Below are 18,614 nucleotides of genomic sequence, written 5' to 3' on the forward strand. Positions count from 1 at the left end.
GATAAAGGAAACACGAGGAGTTTAGCGAGTCGATGTTGACTTATCGTAAGGAGGAGAGCGAAGTCCACTAGACGCTGGGCACTGGAGCTAGACATCTTTGAAAAGATATTTTTCTGCAGAAAAAAACTGCCTAAGTATACTCAATACACTTTAGGCAGTTTCTTAATTTACTAGACCATGACGGTGTGCATAAATGGCTATTTGCGTACGATCGTCAACATTTAGTTTAGCTAATATATTACTTACATGAGTTTTTACCGTCTTAATCCCAATATACAACTCATCAGCGATTTCTTGATTCGTTTTACCGATTCCGATGAGCTTAAGGACATCTAATTCTCTTCGTGTTAATTCCTCATGAAGCAATTTCTTTTGCTGGGTGCGCATTCGTTGCATCATTTTATTTGTCACTTGAGACTCAACAACCGACTCACCTTCAAATGCTGCTCTAATTGCTTGGGCAATTTCAGGCGCTCTTGTTGTTTTTAATAAGTAACTAAAAGCCCCTGCCTCGATAACTGGATATACTTTTTCATCATCCACAAAGCTTGTTAGGACGATCACTTTTACAGTCGGCAATTGGCTTGTAATTTGCTTTGTGGCTTCAATCCCGTCCATCACTTCCATAACTAAATCCATTAAGATAACATCAGGTTGTAATTGTAACGCAAGCGCTACACCTTCTTTTCCATTAGAAGCTTCTCCTACTACCTCAATATTTTCTTCAGTTGATAAGTATGCACTTAACCCCATCCGAACCATTTCATGATCATCAACAAGTAATACTTTAATCAACTCCATTCACCTCCAACGGCAGTTAGATAAGAAATATATATTCCCTATCCTAAAGTGGAACGAGAGGAACCATCGCTTCGACTTGGGTTCCTTTATTAGGAATCGATATAATTTCTAACGTACCTCCAATTTCAGTCACTCGCTCTTTCATCATCTGTAAACCGTACGAGCCCATTTTTTGATCCCTAAATTCAAATCCAATTCCATTATCAATGATTTTCAACCGAAGTTGATCATGTATTTGTCTTAATTGAAACTCAATTCGACTTGCTTTCGCGTGACGCAAAATATTCGATAATGCTTCTTGGACAATTCGGAACAGTTGATCTTCTATTCCTTTTGGTATCGGGTTCGTTTTTTCAATTTTTGCATCAATTTGTAAGCCATGTTTCGTTTTTATTTCAACGAATAACTCTTGAATTCCTTCCTGTAGATCCTTACCTTCAAGATGGGCCGGACGTAAATGTAAAAGTAGTGCTCTCATTTCAGATTGTGCGGCCGAGGCCATTTGTTCGACCATTTCAATTTGTTGGGTTGCTTTTTTTACATCCTTTTCTAAAGTGTGTGGCAAGGCTGCTGTCATCATGGATATCGCAAATAGTTGTTGGCTGACCGCGTCATGCAGATCTCTAGCAAGACGCTGCCTTTCTTCGTTTATCGCAGATTGTTTGATCGTTTCCTGCCACTCTGCTCGTTCCGTTGATAACTTTTGTAACGATATGACCTGGCTTTCTACTCTTTTTACCATTTCATTAATCTGTTTCCCTATCAATCCTACTTCATCAGTACCTAGATCAGGGAAGCGATACGAGAAATTCCCTCGCTCCAATGACAATGTCCCTTGTTGTAAGATTTCTAACCTTTTTTTCACCTTATCTCCAGCTATATAACCAAAAGCACCGCCAATGAAAATAGATATAACTGGGATAACAAGAATTAAAGGAATTCCAAATAACTTCTTTCGCAGCAGGACTGCCAGCCCCTCTGCTTCACCATACGTTAAAATAAAAACAGCAAATAACGCAGTAAGTAAGCTGATCCAAATCGAATTTCTAACCATTTGCCATTGAATATTAGCCAGAAGAACTCGCTTCATTACACGTACCTCACATCTATATCTCCAATGAGTAGTGATAACACAAGCTTAACCCGCCGAGGAGCTTGTTTATAATCTTTAGTAGCGATTGCAATATTACGATTAATTCCACTTTGCCTACTGTCTAAAATATCTAAATCACCAACGGTAACCATAGCTTGGACAGAGAGATCCAAATCGTAGGGAACGTAAACATCAATATCGCCAATCCAACCATGAATAACAATAACCGTTTCACCTTCTGGAATAATTGCTTTTGAAAGGTCGATTTTGATATCGCCAATCCCATTTCGAATGTTCATATCTTGTAATTCATAACGGTCTGACAGTAACCTGAAGTCTCCAATCAGTGCACTTCTAAAAGAAGGTGTAGTATGAACTTTTTTTACGGGTTCCTCTTGTTTTGGTTTTTCTTTTGTTAAGGGGGAAACATCCTCTACAAGTTCATCAACTGATTTTACAAGTTCGTCAATTTCTCTATCAATGGTATTGTCATTGGCCCCATTGTTTTTTGTTTTTTCATGCCCGGTTAATAATTTGTAACCAAAGAATATAAATACAATAGCAATAATAATACCAGTAATATTAACGCCTACTACATTGTCAAAAAAAGTAACTAAGCTGATTAATAAAAAAATGATACTTAACCATCTATGACCTTTCCGGTAAAAAAATAGACCAATAACAAAGAAAATAAGGGGACCGATTAACAATCCTAGATGAAAGTTAAATCCAATTGTGTTTAACAATGCACTAAGTCCAATGAGGATGATAATAATACCTATGATTACATTTCTTGACGTGTGCATTTTTCGTTCCTCCTTCCTATAAACATTGTGTGTTTTTTCACTTAATCAATTTTAATATCGCCTAATGTAGTCGATACTTTAACTTTCTTTTCACCATTATTGACAACACCTTTATACGTCTTACCGCTTTGTTCAAGCATAATCGGAATATTAATAGAAACATCACCTAATGTGGTGCTTGCATTAAGTTCAAAAGAAGGTTCAGGAATCGATAACCGGATATCGCCTGCAGTCGTTTGCAACTCAATGTCACCATTCTCTCGTTCATACTCTACTGTAATATTTCCTGCTGTGTTTGTACCTTTTATATTTCCTGTAAATCTCTCAAGACGGAAGTCACCTGCTGTTCCTTTTATCTCAGTACTTACTGAAGTTAAATCATTAGCATGAAAGTCACCTGCTGTACTATGAAAAGTAAGGTGATCAATTGAACCTGTTAATCCACTAACATCGCCTGCTGTCATTTTAATATTTAACTCTGCCAAGGTAAGGGGTGATTGAAACCTTAAATCGCCAACTGTATTCTCAATCGTGACGGACCTGGTATAATGCTCAGGAATAAGAACATCTACAGATGACTTACTAACATTAAAGAACTGCCATCTTTTATTACTTTTTATTTCGACTTCTAAGATCGAATTTTTTGACTCTGACTGGATGTGATAATTTGAAGAGTTCCCTTTTACTTCCAACATTAATTCTTCACCCGGATACTGGCGAATTTTTAAGTCTGCGACAGATGTAACAATAGAGAGCTTATCATAGCCATTAATATTAATCCCTTGTTCACTGACAGTACTCGTTCGATTAGAGCTAATTAACGGTTGAAAAATGGTACTAAATGCAATAATGATACCAATAATAATAAGCAATACTCCTAAGGAACGTTTCACACCTTCATCCTCCCTTTTCAAGTCTTCTTCATTTTACTATAGCTATAAGAAAGGAAGATAGGAGATTTTTCCTTTTCTCCTATCTTATTTATACGAAGATTATCTTTAAGAAGTAGTTTGAGGGTGAATTCTTTCCTTCAACTTATTAAATTCTTGTTCCACCTCTTCATTATATTCCAATTCAATCGTTTGACTGTTTAACAAAACATCTCGTTTATTTCTGTTAAGATTAATGATCGTTTCCATTTCAAAGATTTTCCGTTCCATTCGTTCAAATCCTGCTTGGGCTTTTTCATGATCAAAACGGTCCATCGCTTCATCCATCGATTGTTTTGTTTTTGCAGCATTAGCTCGAGCAATTAAAACCACCTTTTTATCTTTCATTTCTTGATACTTCTCTCTCATTCCATATAACTGATCTTTTAACTCAGCTATTTTTTCATCATTTTGTAAGCAAACTTCCTCATAATAGGATACCTTTTCTTCATATTGTTTTTTTGATAGTAAGGCTTTCTTGGCTAACGGTTCCTCTCTAGATTTCAAAGCTAGTTCAGCTTGCTGCCCGCGTTTTTCCATCAATTCAACAGCCTCGTTTTTTTGCTTTTCAAAATTTGCTTTAATTGTCATTTGCTTCGTAATTGCTTTTTCCGCTGAAACGATCTCTTTTTCCATGTCACGTAAGTATTGGTTCAACATCACAACTGGATTTTCTAATTGATCCAAGCCCTCATGAATAGTAGCTACCGTTAAATCGCGAATTCGTTTAAATATCATCTTTTATTCCTCCTAAGATTTCAAATGGTTTTTTTCTAAAAATTTATTCCACTCATCATCGAAAGCATCTTTGCTTGTTTGAGATGCATCTGATGTTGAGCCTGCTACTTCTTCGTCTTGGTCAACCAGCCTTTTCGTTTTCTCACCTGTAACTAATCGATACCCAAAGTAAATGATCATCGCTGCAATGAAGATGCCTGCAAATATATGAAGGTGACCCATGGCAAGAAGTAATCCAAAAATTAAGATGGCCATACCGAGTAAATTAGATCCGTGATCTGATTTCATTTTTCGATACCCATAAATAATGAGGAGTACCGATATCGCTAATCCAATTACCCCTCCAAGTTGAATACCTAATGTTTGTAAGAAAAGATTTGCTCCAATAAAGAGAAGAATAATCCCTACTATCGCTTTACCAGTCCAATTCATTTTCTCGCCTCCTTTGTCTTAAGCTACCTTTATTGTAATCATTAAAAAGTGAAGCGATAACGAGCATGAGAACGGTTTTACTATCAGCCTTGAGGCGGATTGTTTTTCAGACCAACTTCACAAATACTACACATTTTTTAAGTATCATAAGATTGTAACGTCCATTCATTTTCTTCCTTTAAGGAAAATCAGTTATAATGACGGTATTACATGAATACTTGTCTGCCTATTTCATAGACTCCTTAAAAGTGAGAGTTCGAACTGAAAAGTGGAAGTGCAATTATTAAACGAGGTGAAATGATGACAGAAATTACAATATGGTTAGCCTTTTTCGCAGGAGTTATTTCCTTTTTATCTCCTTGTGTCTTCCCATTAGTACCCGCTTATTTAGCACAACTAACAGGAACATCAGTAAGTGACAATCAAGTACAAGCAGATCGGTCCTTAATCCTTTCACGAAGTATTGGATTTATTATCGGGTTTACTATAATTTTTGTAATGCTCGGGGCATCTTCTACGTTTGTTGGAAGAATATTTCTTGAAAATCAGCAATTGATCCAACAAATCGGTGGGATTGTCATTGTTGTATTTGGGTTGCAGATGGCTGGGATTATTTCAATATCGATGCTTCTAAGCGAAAAACGCTTTAAAAATACACCGAAGAAATCAAAAAGCTTTGCAAATTCTGTATTTTTCGGCTTATTTTTTGGTGCAGGCTGGTCACCGTGTATTGGACTTGTCCTATCGTCTATTCTGTTATTAGCGATGGAATCAGAAACGATGTTTAAAGGGATGTTTATGCTATTCATTTATTCGATGGGGCTTGGAGTTCCATTTATTCTTGTGGCGTTATTATGGTCGAGATCGCTTCACAAACTACGAAAATTAAACCGTATCATTCCAAAGATCCAAAAAGTAAGTGGATATATCTTAATCATTCTTGGGATCTTACTATTCACTGGAAAATTTGCAGCCATTGCGGCTTACTTAACTCGCTTTCAACTTTTTAACCTCTAAAACAACAGAATTAGAGGAATATTTCAATCACTCCTCGAAGTATGATGTTAAGAAAGCCATTTTCTTAGTGTTGGGGTGATAGTCATGAAAGAACTACTTAATAAAGGGTTGGACACCATTTATTCAGAAATGGTTGATATTAGAAGATACTTGCATCAATATCCTGAGCTTTCATTTCAGGAAGAGAAAACTCCAGCATACATTGCTGAATTTCATAAAAAGCTTGGACATGAAGTTAAAACAGGAGTAGGAGAACGAGGTGTAGTTGCCATTCTTCGTGGAAGTAAGCCGGGAAAAACAATTGCTCTACGGGCTGATTTTGACGGCTTACCGATCCAAGACGAAAAAGATGTTCCTTACAAATCAAAAATAGACGGAGCGATGCATGCATGTGGTCATGATGGTCATACCGCTAGTCTGCTCTGTTTAGCGAAAGTTTTTAACAGTATAAAAGACGAATTGTCGGGGACGATTGTATTTATCCATCAACATGCAGAAGAGTATGCTCCAGGCGGGGCGATTGCCATGATCCAAGACGGTTGTTTAGAAGGGGTCGATTATGTATTTGGAACTCATCTTTGGGCGACTGAACCATTAGGGAAAATTCAATATCGAAAAGGACCTATTATGGCTGCTGCTGACCGCTTTGAAGTCGAAATTCACGGCCAAGGCGGGCACGGTGCCATGCCCCATCTAACCAAAGATGCAGTGGTCATTGGTGCTCAACTTGTTACCAACCTACAACAACTTGTGAGTAGAAGAGTGGATCCATTAAAGGCAGCCGTTTTGTCTATCGGTTCGTTTCAAGCACAAAATGCGTTTAATGTTATCGCTGACTCGGCTAAATTGATTGGTACTGTACGAACTTTTGATGAAGACATCCGTACTACAATGGAACACGAGATTAAAAGAATTATAGACGGTACGACTTTAGCTGCTGATGCTTCAGCTACTTATCACTACTTTAGAGGATACCCAGCAGTTGTAAATCATGATAAGGAAACGGAAGTAGTAGCAACAGTCGCTAATAAAGTACCTGGCGTGTATGAGGTAGAAAACATGGATCCGCAAATGGGTGGAGAAGACTTTGCCTACTATCTTCAACATGTGAAAGGATCGTTCTTCTTTACAGGTGCTAGAAACCCAGAATGGAATGTCGCATATCCTCATCACCATCCAAAATTTGATTTTGATGAAAGAGCAATGCTAATTGCAGCTAAAACGTTAGGTCATATTACCTTACATTATCTTGGTTCAGAAGAAAAAGGGTAACCGTATTAAAAAATAGCTTCATATTTTTTGAACTTGAGCGTTTTCACTATTTAGGTGGAAACGCTCTTTACTTTAGAGTAGCAAAGCCCTGCCTATGCGTAGGCAACCAGCTAACGCTAAAAATTCCCCTTGTGTCTGAGAGCCTATTTATCGGTGGGAACGATGCATGGCTAAAACTCTGATAAGCAGTAAAACAGAAAAGCACAATAAAACGCATAATGTTTGCGTTTTATTGTGCTCATTTTCTATTCCTACTTTTATAACTTCAATAACCTCATTCGATACCCATTTTTGGCGGTTTCACCGAGAACATCCAAAAAGTGATAGTTCGCTGCGGCACCGACAATGGCTCCAAATCCTGGAATAAGCTGGAGCATTTTTACTAAGTCAATGTGGTCACGATATTCGAGTTGGAATTCCTTCCAATTGATATTTTCTAAATACTCTTCTTCTGTAGGGATTGTATGAACATACTCATCCCAGTTAGAGACGATTTCATAAACTTCTTTACGTTTTTCCTCGCTTGAAAATGCCAATTGAAACAAATAAAGAATAAATAAACGTTCCCTGAAATCATTTACATCATAACCATAACAACTTGCTGTTTCAAAAAGGAACTTCATTTTGATCCCTAACAAAAGCGGGAAGTCAGCCATTCCTAACAGGATACCGCCAGCTCCAGTACCCGCACCTTCTACTGCAGCTGTTTTTTTATACTTTTTAATGGCTTCATCCACTCGACGTTCTCGTTCTTCAAAGCTTGTATTATCTACTCGTTTTATCGAAGTCGTATATTCTGATCCGATTAAAGTTGCATGCACCATACTTTTAATACTAGTCGTTACGACATGATGAACTTTCTCAGGAATGATTTGATTCATTTTGGTTTGTAATCGTTTCGCCAAACGTCCTGTCATGGATTGACGTTTTTCCATCTTTTTTTGCCAGCTCCGAAGTTCATCTTGAATTCTAACATCTACTGCCATTTATACCTCCTCCCTCCCAAAAAGCTTATTACCTTATACTCACTTTTCTATGCATCCAATGAAAGCTATATGCATATGAGAACGCAACGCCCAGCGGTAATAGGATAAGTGTTACCATGGCAACTTCAGCAAAAATAACTAATAGTACGACAAGTACAGTTGCTTTAATTGATAGAAGAATAAATATAAGTCTTAAAAAAGACTGTTGTCGATCTTTTGCGTGTATTGGATATAAGTCAACCCATATCGCTTTGTAGAAGTGCTTCCAAAGCGTCGATAGTTGCAGTCCTGACATATAAAGAAATACAAAATACAAAAGATATCGAATGATTCCATCGGGTAGCACTAACAAAATAACCGTGCCCACAATGATTAGCCGAATATAAATACCAAAGTAATCATTAGATCGGAGAAAAGCTCTCGTGTACAAGTAGTCAAACGTATGCTTATGCTTGTATGGTATTCTAGTTACAATTGCGTTTGCCCATCGTCTCTTCTTAAACGAACTTTTAAGACTAGGAACATCCGTAAACATATTGGCGACTCGGAAAAAGAGCGTTAACATTTTATTTTCTATTGAAAGAAGTTGTTCCCACTTTATACTATGGTTTTTTTGCAACTTTCGATAATAAATCAAATACACGCCTAACATAATAACCCATACGGCAAGTAAAAAGGCCCAACCACCTTCTATAAATAAGAAAAACGAAAAGCTGGCATTCATTGCAACACGCAGTACGATATGGTAAATTCTTTCTCTCGAAGAAGCTAGCCGCTGTTCTTCGAAATGGCATAGCAAATTCCATACTTTTGCTCCAGCTAAAATAAGTAACACTACTAAGAAGAAAGAAAACGAACTATTAATTCTTTCTGCAAATATTGGAGCTAAAATAAAGAAGATAACGGTCATCGTAAAGATCTGTAAAATGCTAGAATATAGGATTGAAGAACGAAAATAAGGCTGCAGGCGACCTTCCATAGGTAATAGAAAAACTAAATCGCCTTCTTTTACAAATGTCCTAACTGCACCTCTCGTTAATAAAAACGTACTCACGATCACAAAGAACAATACTGCAGGAAATGTCTGAGGAAGCCAATCTAAAAAATGTCGATAATAATAACTACCTACAATAATTAACAAGTAGATCGTAAACAAGAAGCCACTATTTCCAATCAGACGCAAATATCTTATAGCGATCTCCCAGTAACTCTTTAAACGACTACTCCATAACTGCCCTACATCTTTCATTGGCTATCATCCTTTGTCGCCTCAATATAAATGTCATCGAGACTTCCATTCGGCATGTTTAACGCCGCTTGTAAATCTTGCAACGTCCCATATAAAATAACTCTTCCACGGTGAAGAATAATAAACCGATCACAGTATTTCTCTGCTGTTGCTAAAATATGTGTTGACATAAGGACACTTGCCCCATTCTCTTTCATTTCAACCGTTAAGTCTAAAAATGATTTAATACCGACGGGGTCTAAACCAACAATAGGTTCATCTACAATATAGACGCTAGGATTTACTAGGAAAGCACACATAATCATTACTTTTTGCTTCATACCTTTAGAAAAGTGACTTGGAAACCAACGCTTCATTTTATCCATTTTAAACTCTTTAAGTAAGGCTTCCCCTCTTACTTGCAATGTTTTTTCATCCACCCCATAAGCCATTGCCGTAAGCTCTAAATGTTCCCATAACGTTAATTCTTCATATAAGATTGGGATCTCTGGTATGTACGCTAAAGAAGCCCGGTATTCATTTGGTTTTTCTATAAACGATTGTCCATCTATCGTAACACTACCTTTTATAGGTTCCATCAATCCTAGAATATGTTTAATTGTCGTACTTTTACCAGCACCATTTAAACCAATAAGGCCGACAATTTCCCCTGGATGAACTTCAAAACTTACATCATGAAGAACCGGTTTACTGGCGTGATAACCACCCGTTAAGTTTCTAACATCCAATACTTTTCCCACGCGTCTACCCCTTCCTTTTCTAACCGTTTATATAACATCTTGCGCATATTAGTCACAAAAATGATTGTATCTCTCAATTCCATTACCTTATTGTACCAGATATTTTGCCTTTAAACGATCATCATACATGAATAAAGAGACTGTCCCCTATGTAAGTTTTAGAGAACCTAAAGATAGGTGCATATTGTTGCAACAGCTACCTTTATACGATGTCTAACACTTATGGGTAACAGCCTCTTTTAATGATTGCTTTTTTAAGAAATAGGCATTGGTGTGTCTGTTGGCTCCGGAAAACCTTCTTTATACATTTCATCAATGATCTGTCGAATTTCTACTGGAGAAACTCCTTCATCGTAATATCTCATGGAATAATGGGCAATTTCCAAACAAACTCCGCATCTTGCACCGTGATCATCCCATTGAACTTTTCCATTCTCAAAGTGCTCATGAACAAAGCAATCGTAAGTATGACGATGAGACACATAATCAGAACACCCGCAGTAACAAGGAATATGCTCTAAAAGATCTTGATAATAAGGCACTCGTTCATAGATATCTATAATATTAGAATGATAATGTTCTAAAAAACTAGGAAGCTCTTCAATAGAAGTTGTTGTCTCTCTCAGATCCCCTTTATAGTGTTCAACATGACCTGCTTCGTGACCTTGATGGTGTGTAGCTTCGTCTTGCCCGCAACCTGCTAAAAAAGAAGCCATTAGTAGAATAAATAGTGATATTATTGAAATTCGTTTCATATCTGCCACTCCCACCTTTCCTATAATCAAACAAAGTATATCACAAACGATATACAAACGATTTGACAAAAAAGAAAACTGACCGCGGAGAATATTTGGGTAAAAATAAAAGGCTGACACAAGGTCAGCCTTTGTTCGATGTTAGTTAACAAGTCGAGAACGTTCGCCCCAGAACTCTTTACGAATTTCTACTTTTTGAATTTTACCAGACGCTGTTTTTGGAAGTGCGTCTGTAAATGTAATTCCTTTTGGTGCTTTAAAATTAGCAAGCTTTGTACGAGAAAATGCAATCAGTTCTTCTTCAGTAAGCGTTTCCCCATCGCGAAGAACAACTACACCATGCGGAACTTCTCCCCATTTTTCATGCGGAACAGCAATGACTGCTGCTTCAAGTACGGCTGGGTGATCGTAAAGAACCCCTTCAACTTCAATAGAAGAAATATTTTCTCCACCACTGATGATGACGTCTTTTTTACGATCACAGATTTCAATATATCCATTCTCATCAACTGTTGCCATATCACCTGTATGGAGCCAACCGTTACGAATCGTTTCTGCTGTCGCCTCTGGATTTTTTAAATAACCTTCCATGACACCATTTGTACGCGTTACAATTTCACCTATTGCTACTCCATCGTGCGGAATTTCATCTCCATTTTCATCTACTACCTTAACTTGTGTACCAATCATCGAGTATCCCGTTTTTGCTTTTAAACGGTATTGTTGATCTTGTGGTAATTCACTAAGGTGAGAACGAATTCTAGAAACCGTAATTAGCGGCGATGTTTCAGTCATACCATAAACTTGTATAAACTCCCAACCAAGATCTTCTTCGACACGTCTTACAAACGCTGGCGGTGGTGCAGATCCCGCAATGACGACACGAACGTCTTGATCAATCGTTGGTTTAGTTAGATCATACTCTTCTAAGATCATATTTAACACGGTTGGTGCCATGTGCATAATCGAAATATTGTACTTCTGAACTTTTTCTAAGATCACCTTTGGATCTACTTTACGAAGCATTACTTGAGTTGCTCCATTGGCTGTATAGTAGAACGGAGACCCCCAGCCATTTACGTGGAACATTGGCAAAATATGAAGCAATCTATCTTCATCTGAAACCTTTAAATGGTGCTGAACACTTAAAGCGTGTAGATAGTTAGCACGATGTGTTTGTAGTACACCCTTTGGATTTCCAGTTGTTCCACTAGTATATAGTAGGCTAGCCACATCCGTTTCTTCTAACTCCACTCGCTCAAACGTTGTTGTTGGATATCGATTTAACCATTCATCATAGCTTTCGGCATTTTCATAAGCCTTAGTCGCACCATGAATGATCACTTTCTTAACAGTATTCAACTCATTCAAAATTGGCTCAACTAAAGGGTAGAGTTCTTCATCTACAAATAAAACTTGGCTCTCACTGTGATTTAAAATGAAGACATAGTCTTCTGGCTTTAATCTAGTATTTAAAGGAGTCATTACTCCACCTACTTGATACACTCCATAAAAACCTTCTAGCATTTCTATTGTATTTGGTGCAAGGTAGGCAACTTTGTCGCCTTTTTCAATATTAAGCGCTTTCAATCCGTGTGAAAGACGGTTGACTCTTTCATTTAATTGGTTATACGTCAATTCTCTAGTGTCATCGATGATTGCTAGTTTCTCTCCATAAAGACTAACAGCCCTGTCTAAAAAATGAGTTAAAACTAAAGGTACATGCATACTGTATTCCTCCCCTAATAGATATCTTCTCCACACTTAAAATTTTTATATTTTTATAATGTTCAAAATAATTATAACAAACCGCTCAGTCTGTGTCTATATTCTGTATGATAATTCTATTAAAATTACTAACTGTTTTATAACAGAGTAATTAACTTTGTTTACTTACTTTTTAATACCTCTTCAGTTAGTTTGTTGCATCCCCCTCTATTAAACGGTATCCTTTACATATAGTAAAAAGTACCATTAAATTGAAAGTGGGGATAATTAATGACCAATTTCGATCCAAACTGTATTTTCTGTAAAATTGTACAGGGGGAAATTCCCGCCGCAAAGGTTTATGAAGACGAGCATGTTTTAGCGTTCATGGACATTAGCCAAGTAACAAAAGGACATACTTTAGTCATCCCTAAAGTACATCAAGAGGACATTTTTGAATTAGACGAAGATGTCGCTTCACACCTTTTTAGTGTAATTCCAAAGATTGCAAACTCTATTAAGAAACAATTTAAGCCACTTGGTTTAAATATTGTTAATAACAATGGTGAAGCTGCAGGACAAACTGTGTTCCATTATCATATTCACCTTATTCCTCGCTATGGTGAAGGTGACGGATTTGGTGCAGTATGGAAAGACCATAGTAGTCAATATTCATTTGAACAACTACAAGAAATGGCGACTTCAATTGCCGCCGGAATTAAATAAGTTAAAAAAGTGAGGCTGCAATCCAGTCTCACTTTTTGTATGCTTCGAATTAGCTGTTACGTATACTATGTTTCTTTTAGAAAAGAGCCTTTTTTAAATAGCTATGTTAAATAATGCTGTTGATATCCGGTGTTGATTTTGGGCTCATCGTTTGAAATTTTTATTTCACACGCCTTGCAGGAACTGAAAGGTTGAGGAATGTGATCCCAAAATCAACAATACTCTTTAACAGCGCTTTTTAAATAAAAGACAAATTTATTAATAATTAAAAAAATAATAGAAACAAGACACTACCCGTGATAGTATAGGAGTATTATAAACCTTAATGTTTTAAAGAGTTAAAGGAGTGGAAAACTTGGAGAGAGCATATAACTTTAATGCGGGACCATCTGCATTACCATTAGAAGTTTTGAAACGAGCGCAGGATGAACTTGTGAATTTCAAACAAACTGGAATGTCTGTAATGGAATTGAGCCATCGAAGTAAAGAATACGATGAAGTTCATACACAAGCTCAATCTATGTTAAAGGAACTGTTACAAATTCCGAACGACTACGAAGTTCTATTTCTTCAAGGTGGTGCAAGCCTTCAATTTGCGCAAATTCCGATGAATCTTCTTAAAGAAGGAAAAATCGGAAATTATGTGCTTACCGGTTCTTGGTCAGAAAAAGCTTTAAAAGAAGCAAAATTAATCGGGGAAACGTTCATCGGTGCTTCAGCGAAAGAACAAGGATATCGTTCCATACCTAATGTAGAAGAAATTTCAATTAACAAAAATGACGCTTACCTGCATGTTACATCTAACAACACGATTTATGGAACACAGTGGCATCAGTTCCCTGAATTTGAAAATACGTCGCTAATAGCTGATATGTCTAGTGATATTTTATGTCGTCCCATCCAAGTAGAGAACTTCTCCATGATTTATGCCGGAGCCCAAAAGAACCTTGGACCATCTGGAGTAACAGTCGTTATCTTAAAAAAACAATTAATTGAAAATTCACGACAAGATATACCGTCAATTTTACGATATTCTACCCACGCAGATGCTAATTCACTCTATAATACTCCTCCTACTTTCGCTATTTATATGTTAGCTAAAGTACTCGAATGGGTAAAAGAACAAGGTGGCGTTCAAACGGTTGAAAAAAGAAACATTGAGAAAGCTAAACTCATCTATGATGCCATTGATGAAAGTAATGACTTCTATTGTGGTCATGCTGAAAAAGACAGTCGTTCTCTTATGAATATTACATTTAACCTCCCAAGTGAAGAGTTGAATAAAAAATTCTTAGCTGAAGCAAAAGCTGCAGGGTTTGTTGGTCTAAATGGACACCGTTCTGTTGGTGGGTGCAGGGCATCAACTTATAATGCAGTTCCAGTAGAAGCTTGTGAGGCACTACGCAAGTTTATGATCACGTTTAGAAACAATCATTAATAAGAAATTTTTTTAAGCACCTTCCAAATTCATTGGAGGTGCTTTGTTAAAAATTTAATAATAGGAGACATATAACCATATTCCCATACCTAGAAATAGAAATGATAAAATACCCATCTTCAGTCCATATCGTTTCCATTTCTTCCTTTCATCATAATCTTGGGCCCGTTCCGCTGTAAATAATAAAGTATAGCCCGTACTAAAGAATAGTAAAGTCGCAAAGGCAAAGAAAGCAAAAATTAATCCACTCATTGTAAGCCTCCTTTATAGTATGACAGTGTTGAGTTTAACTATTATATGTTGGAACGATTGTCTAATTTCCTAATTTAATAAATTCATTCGGAGGTTATTTTTATGAAACTTAAATCCTTGATATACGGAGTAATTGCGGGAAGTGCGGTTGCAAGCCTTACTACACTTCTAGTGACACCTAAGTCTGGAAAAGAGGTTCAAGCCTCGCTTACAAATTCTGTGAATTTAATAAAAAGAAATCTAAATGAGACGAAAGAACAAACTCTCTCTCTTAAAGATCAATTTTCTGAAACAGCCAAAATTAGTAAAGAAGCAATAGAAGTTGTTTCTCAGGATGTAAAAATTTCAATTGACGATTGGAAGCAAGAAGTCGAACCCGCTATAAAACAACTCCAAAAAGAAATGGATGAACTACAGGAAGTGTTCCAAAACAGCCGTAACACATAAAATAAAGCTTTTTCAGTGGTGGGTTCCTCATCTCCCACTGAAAATTAGTCAAACCAATTTGGTTGTTACTGAGGCCTACACGATGTGGAGCACACAGACCCAACCACAGGACGTGGCGACCTTAATCTGTGTTCAATCGTCTCCCACTTTAAGCCTTTTTTGCTTCCTTAAAGGCTTAAAGTGGAGCCTTAGCGCTAGTTAAACGGTATAAAAATTCCTAGGATTAAACTTTCTAATTGAATATTCATTCACAAAATTATCTAATTTTTTAAAAAAAATTAAAATTTCTCTTTATTAATATACAATTTCTTGTCATAATATAAAGAAAATATAGTATAAAAATATTTTAGTAATGGGGGAGAACAATGGACCATAACGTACCTTACTCTATAAAGCAGTCAATAATGTTTAGCCACAAGGTTGCTCAACTCAGTAAGGCTTTGTGGAAATCTGTTGAAAAAGATTGGCAGTCATGGATTAAACCGTTTGATTTAAATATCAATGAACATCATATTCTATGGATTGCTTATTACTTGGAGGGGGCTTCAATCTCTGATATTGCGAAATTCGGGGTTATGCACGTCTCAACAGCTTTCAACTTTTCTAAAAAGCTTGAAGAACGCGGTCTACTTACTTTTTCAAAAAAAGAAAATGATAAACGAAATACTTATGTTTATTTAACGCCGGCAGGTGAGGAATTACTTCTTAAAACGTTAGAGTGTTATAACCCAGGGACATACAGTATTTATGGCGGTGCCCTGCCGATTAAAGACTTATATGGTAAATTTCCTGAGTTTTCTGAGTTAATGAGTATCGTTCGTCATATTTATGGTCCAGACTTTATAGAAATCTTCGAAAAGACACTAGATAAATTTGAAAATGAGTTTACAGACGAAGATGGAACGTTAAAACCTCAGCAGCCCGCAGAAACAAGATAAGAAAGCTTAACATTAATTAGTCTTCCTCTACTCTTTTTTCTGCTCTTTGTAACACATCTATTAAGTCAATATATAAATTTTGGGCTTTTAAAGCTTGTAAAGTTTCAGCTATCGGTAATTTTTCAGGCAACATTCCGACAAAGTGTACGAGAAGCGGTGTATGATGAACGAAACCAAGTTCGCACTGCTCCTCGTATTCTTTTTGCAGTTCTTGACACAACATCAATACTTGTTCTACTTCGCCCTCGGACAAGTCTTTTTCAAGTGCAAGAGAATAAAAAGGAAACGAATTTCTATCAATCATCTTCAATAACAATCGATGTTGAAACTTTAATTTACTTAAATAATCGTCTTCATCGTACACCCTCATGTCTATCCCTCCCTTTATTTTTCATTTGTCGTTAAACATAGAAAATTTAATATTTTTGTCATACCTATTGATTTTCTAGCAAAATCGTCGTAAATTATTCAAATAGATTAAGGAGGTGCCATTCACCTTGTTTTGCTGGAAATCTGTTAATATTACACGCGATTTCGGTCGTACAAGACTTGCCATTGTATCCATAAGTGCTGCTATTTTATTTTTTCTTTTTTTCTATTTATTTTTAAGTTCATTTGTCGAAATTACAACAGTTAACCAATATGGAATATTTCCCTTTATTGTTGGTCTTTTTTTAGTTCCTTTAATTCATAAATTACTACATTGTTTACCGATTTGGTCATGCGGAAAACGAGCGATATTGACGATAAAACGTACAGCGAAAGTACCGATCTTATTTTGTTATATTCCAAATAAAATTTCAAAAAGATTATGTATAACTTCTTCATTATTTCCGTTGTTTACGTTTACTCTATTTTCAACCATTGGGGCTATATATTCACCAGAACATCTCCCCTACTTGGCGATTTATGCAACGATCAATTTTGGACTTAGTGTGTACGATATTATTTATGTTAATCATTTAATTAAAGCACCCAAATCATCCTTCATTGAGGATCACCTGGACGGCTTTCATATATTATTAAATAAAGCGAGCTAACTTTACATGAATAACTCCCTTATAGTGACAGTACAACATAAACGCTGACACCCGAAGAACATATACTAAAGGCTCTTTTCTAAAAGATTGTTGCCGCTAGCTATTGGACCGTTAACCAAACGAAAGCTTGGTTCCTCACGCTTTAGCGTGAAGCTTTAAAAAAGCGGTCCAATAGCAACAAAGTTTATGAAAACTGTAAAAGCCGAGTCAGCCTTTAGTTATTGGACTTTTAGTAACAATTCAATTTCATTATGAGATAGGTCAAACTTATTGAAATAAAATGAAATATTCTCTTCTTCTGTAATTTCTGACATGTTAAGATGTACTAATTGTTCATTAGGAAAAATCTTTATATAGGGTGGAAATGAAATGTAATCCATAAGCGTCTGCATAACTAAATGCCGTGGTATTTGAAAGTGCCCCATTGAAATAGTTGAGATGTTAAGCAATAAGTCCCCATTAGGTGCAACCTCAGGAACCATATCTACTTGTATTCCAATCTCCCTAGACATTATCGGTATCATCGTCTTAAATTCAATTTGCTCTTCCGATAAATAAACATCATATGTTACTAGGTGATTCGGTTGTTCGAGAAGTTTAAGCGAAATGAGTTGATTTAATTCATCTCTCGTCGTATGAATCGTAAAGTTTGCTTCAGGTGTTACATCAGGAATTGTTAAATACTCTTTCTTATCAACGGCTGGAAAGAGTGTTAAAATGATAATTAAGACTGTAAGTAAAAAGATGATATTGATACTGGCCAAAACTAAAAAACTTACTTTCCAATTGATCGCCTTTTTCACATTACACCCCCTATAATAATTAGTTACTAATGTTGATCATATTTAGAACTTCAAGCGAACAACTATCTTTTTCACGAATCTTTTGTTAAAGTAATTTTATAAGAATATGCTGCGTCACGTCCATCTTATTTTTATTAAATATATTGGAGGCTCCTTCATGCTTTTTATATTTGCTATATTTGCCTTATTTATTTTATTCATCTTTAATTCTATGACGAATGCTTTATGTTTGCAAAAAGAAATTCCAGAAGAAAGACAACCTATCGTCTTTCGTACAATAAATGTTCTTATTACTATTTTATTGACATCAACCTATGTAAAGATACTCTTCACATAGTACAAAGCGATAAAGAAAACTTGCCCATTGGCGAGCGTTTAAGCGAAGACAGAGGCGTAGTTGCACATATACTTAATTCCTAATTGTTTACTACGTCGAATGTACTTC

The 18,614-nt window shown here is 36.3% G+C and carries 22 protein-coding genes; 8 read left to right on the top strand and 14 right to left on the bottom strand.

Annotation, left to right across the window (positions count from 1 at the left end):
• Nucleotides 1-162: 162 nt before the first annotated feature.
• From AC2VNP_RS06260 to AC2VNP_RS06285, 6 genes are all read right to left on the bottom strand, one after another.
• On the bottom strand, nt 163-795 hold the full coding sequence (locus AC2VNP_RS06260; protein ID WP_486916522.1) for a response regulator transcription factor: 633 nt from the start codon (nt 793-795) through the stop codon (nt 163-165).
• A 49-nt stretch (nt 796-844) separates the two neighbouring features.
• On the bottom strand, nt 845-1,891 hold the full coding sequence (locus tag AC2VNP_RS06265) for a sensor histidine kinase (RefSeq protein ID WP_486916523.1): 1,047 nt from the start codon (nt 1,889-1,891) through the stop codon (nt 845-847).
• Nucleotides 1,891-2,700: a cell wall-active antibiotics response protein LiaF gene (liaF, locus tag AC2VNP_RS06270; RefSeq protein WP_486916524.1), complete on the bottom strand. Its 810-nt coding sequence runs from the start codon at nt 2,698-2,700 to the stop codon at nt 1,891-1,893. Before liaF ends, AC2VNP_RS06265 begins: the two co-directional genes overlap by 1 nt.
• A 41-nt stretch (nt 2,701-2,741) precedes the next feature.
• Entirely contained in the window at nt 2,742-3,593 is an 852-nt protein-coding gene (locus AC2VNP_RS06275) for a DUF4097 family beta strand repeat-containing protein (protein WP_486916525.1), read from the bottom strand.
• A 105-nt stretch (nt 3,594-3,698) separates the two neighbouring features.
• Complete coding sequence (locus AC2VNP_RS06280; protein ID WP_486916526.1) at nt 3,699-4,367, bottom strand: PspA/IM30 family protein; 669 nt, start codon at nt 4,365-4,367, stop codon at nt 3,699-3,701.
• 12 nt (nt 4,368-4,379) lie between these two features.
• Nucleotides 4,380-4,799: a LiaF transmembrane domain-containing protein gene (locus tag AC2VNP_RS06285; RefSeq protein ID WP_486916527.1), complete on the bottom strand. Its 420-nt coding sequence runs from the start codon at nt 4,797-4,799 to the stop codon at nt 4,380-4,382.
• Nucleotides 4,800-5,096: 297 nt separating this feature from the next.
• Between AC2VNP_RS06285 and AC2VNP_RS06290 the strand changes: the two genes are divergently transcribed.
• Nucleotides 5,097-5,816, top strand: coding sequence for a cytochrome c biogenesis CcdA family protein (locus AC2VNP_RS06290; RefSeq protein ID WP_486916528.1), 720 nt, complete (start codon nt 5,097-5,099; stop codon nt 5,814-5,816).
• A gap of 84 nt (nt 5,817-5,900) precedes the next feature.
• Nucleotides 5,901-7,088 (top strand): M20 family metallopeptidase, encoded by a 1,188-nt coding sequence (locus AC2VNP_RS06295; RefSeq protein WP_486916529.1) that lies wholly within the window; start codon nt 5,901-5,903, stop codon nt 7,086-7,088.
• Nucleotides 7,089-7,345: 257 nt separating this feature from the next.
• Here the strand turns inward: AC2VNP_RS06295 and AC2VNP_RS06300 are convergent, their stop codons facing one another.
• The 5 genes from AC2VNP_RS06300 to AC2VNP_RS06320 form a co-directional block, all read right to left on the bottom strand.
• Nucleotides 7,346-8,074, bottom strand: coding sequence for an EcsC family protein (locus AC2VNP_RS06300; RefSeq protein WP_486916530.1), 729 nt, complete (start codon nt 8,072-8,074; stop codon nt 7,346-7,348).
• Nucleotides 8,075-8,102: 28 nt separating this feature from the next.
• On the bottom strand, nt 8,103-9,323 hold the full coding sequence (locus AC2VNP_RS06305) for an ABC transporter permease (RefSeq protein WP_486916531.1): 1,221 nt from the start codon (nt 9,321-9,323) through the stop codon (nt 8,103-8,105).
• Nucleotides 9,320-10,063, bottom strand: coding sequence for an ABC transporter ATP-binding protein (locus AC2VNP_RS06310; RefSeq protein WP_486916532.1), 744 nt, complete (start codon nt 10,061-10,063; stop codon nt 9,320-9,322). The genes AC2VNP_RS06305 and AC2VNP_RS06310 overlap by 4 nt, the downstream gene beginning before the upstream one ends.
• A gap of 254 nt (nt 10,064-10,317) precedes the next feature.
• Nucleotides 10,318-10,818: a PCYCGC motif-containing (lipo)protein gene (locus AC2VNP_RS06315; protein ID WP_486916533.1), complete on the bottom strand. Its 501-nt coding sequence runs from the start codon at nt 10,816-10,818 to the stop codon at nt 10,318-10,320.
• A gap of 141 nt (nt 10,819-10,959) precedes the next feature.
• Nucleotides 10,960-12,546, bottom strand: a complete 1,587-nt coding sequence (locus tag AC2VNP_RS06320) for a long-chain-fatty-acid--CoA ligase (RefSeq protein WP_486916534.1) — start codon at nt 12,544-12,546, stop codon at nt 10,960-10,962.
• 270 nt (nt 12,547-12,816) lie between these two features.
• On the opposite strand from AC2VNP_RS06320, the gene AC2VNP_RS06325 reads away from it, so the two are divergent.
• Together AC2VNP_RS06325 and serC are read left to right on the top strand one after the other, a co-directional pair.
• On the top strand, nt 12,817-13,251 hold the full coding sequence (locus AC2VNP_RS06325) for an HIT family protein (protein WP_418198507.1): 435 nt from the start codon (nt 12,817-12,819) through the stop codon (nt 13,249-13,251).
• 355 nt (nt 13,252-13,606) lie between these two features.
• Nucleotides 13,607-14,689: a 3-phosphoserine/phosphohydroxythreonine transaminase gene (serC, locus tag AC2VNP_RS06330; protein WP_486916535.1), complete on the top strand. Its 1,083-nt coding sequence runs from the start codon at nt 13,607-13,609 to the stop codon at nt 14,687-14,689.
• Nucleotides 14,690-14,743: 54 nt separating this feature from the next.
• Here serC and AC2VNP_RS06335 read toward each other — a convergent pair whose 3' ends face one another.
• A complete protein-coding gene (locus AC2VNP_RS06335; RefSeq protein ID WP_486916536.1) occupies nt 14,744-14,941 on the bottom strand; it encodes a hypothetical protein in 198 nt (65 codons plus the stop codon).
• 102 nt (nt 14,942-15,043) lie between these two features.
• Between AC2VNP_RS06335 and AC2VNP_RS06340 the strand changes: the two genes are divergently transcribed.
• Together AC2VNP_RS06340 and AC2VNP_RS06345 are read left to right on the top strand one after the other, a co-directional pair.
• Nucleotides 15,044-15,388: a YtxH domain-containing protein gene (locus tag AC2VNP_RS06340; RefSeq protein WP_486916537.1), complete on the top strand. Its 345-nt coding sequence runs from the start codon at nt 15,044-15,046 to the stop codon at nt 15,386-15,388.
• Nucleotides 15,389-15,753: 365 nt separating this feature from the next.
• The gene (locus AC2VNP_RS06345) at nt 15,754-16,326 is read left to right on the top strand and encodes an HTH-type transcriptional regulator Hpr (RefSeq protein WP_418198511.1); all 573 of its coding nucleotides are present in this window, start codon (nt 15,754-15,756) and stop codon (nt 16,324-16,326) included.
• Nucleotides 16,327-16,342: 16 nt separating this feature from the next.
• Here the strand turns inward: AC2VNP_RS06345 and AC2VNP_RS06350 are convergent, their stop codons facing one another.
• Nucleotides 16,343-16,696, bottom strand: coding sequence for a DUF1878 family protein (locus tag AC2VNP_RS06350; RefSeq protein ID WP_418198512.1), 354 nt, complete (start codon nt 16,694-16,696; stop codon nt 16,343-16,345).
• Nucleotides 16,697-16,823: 127 nt separating this feature from the next.
• On the opposite strand from AC2VNP_RS06350, the gene AC2VNP_RS06355 reads away from it, so the two are divergent.
• Nucleotides 16,824-17,366 (top strand): DUF3267 domain-containing protein, encoded by a 543-nt coding sequence (locus AC2VNP_RS06355; protein ID WP_486916538.1) that lies wholly within the window; start codon nt 16,824-16,826, stop codon nt 17,364-17,366.
• 218 nt (nt 17,367-17,584) lie between these two features.
• On the opposite strand, the gene AC2VNP_RS06360 is transcribed toward AC2VNP_RS06355, so the two are convergent.
• A complete protein-coding gene (locus tag AC2VNP_RS06360; RefSeq protein ID WP_486916539.1) occupies nt 17,585-18,169 on the bottom strand; it encodes a YpmS family protein in 585 nt (194 codons plus the stop codon).
• A 157-nt stretch (nt 18,170-18,326) separates the two neighbouring features.
• On the opposite strand from AC2VNP_RS06360, the gene AC2VNP_RS06365 reads away from it, so the two are divergent.
• Entirely contained in the window at nt 18,327-18,506 is a 180-nt protein-coding gene (locus AC2VNP_RS06365; protein ID WP_275119576.1) for a hypothetical protein, read from the top strand.
• The last annotated feature ends 108 nt before the right edge of the window (nt 18,507-18,614 follow it).

The sequence above is a fragment of the Alkalihalobacterium sp. TH-98 genome (assembly GCF_057473385.1).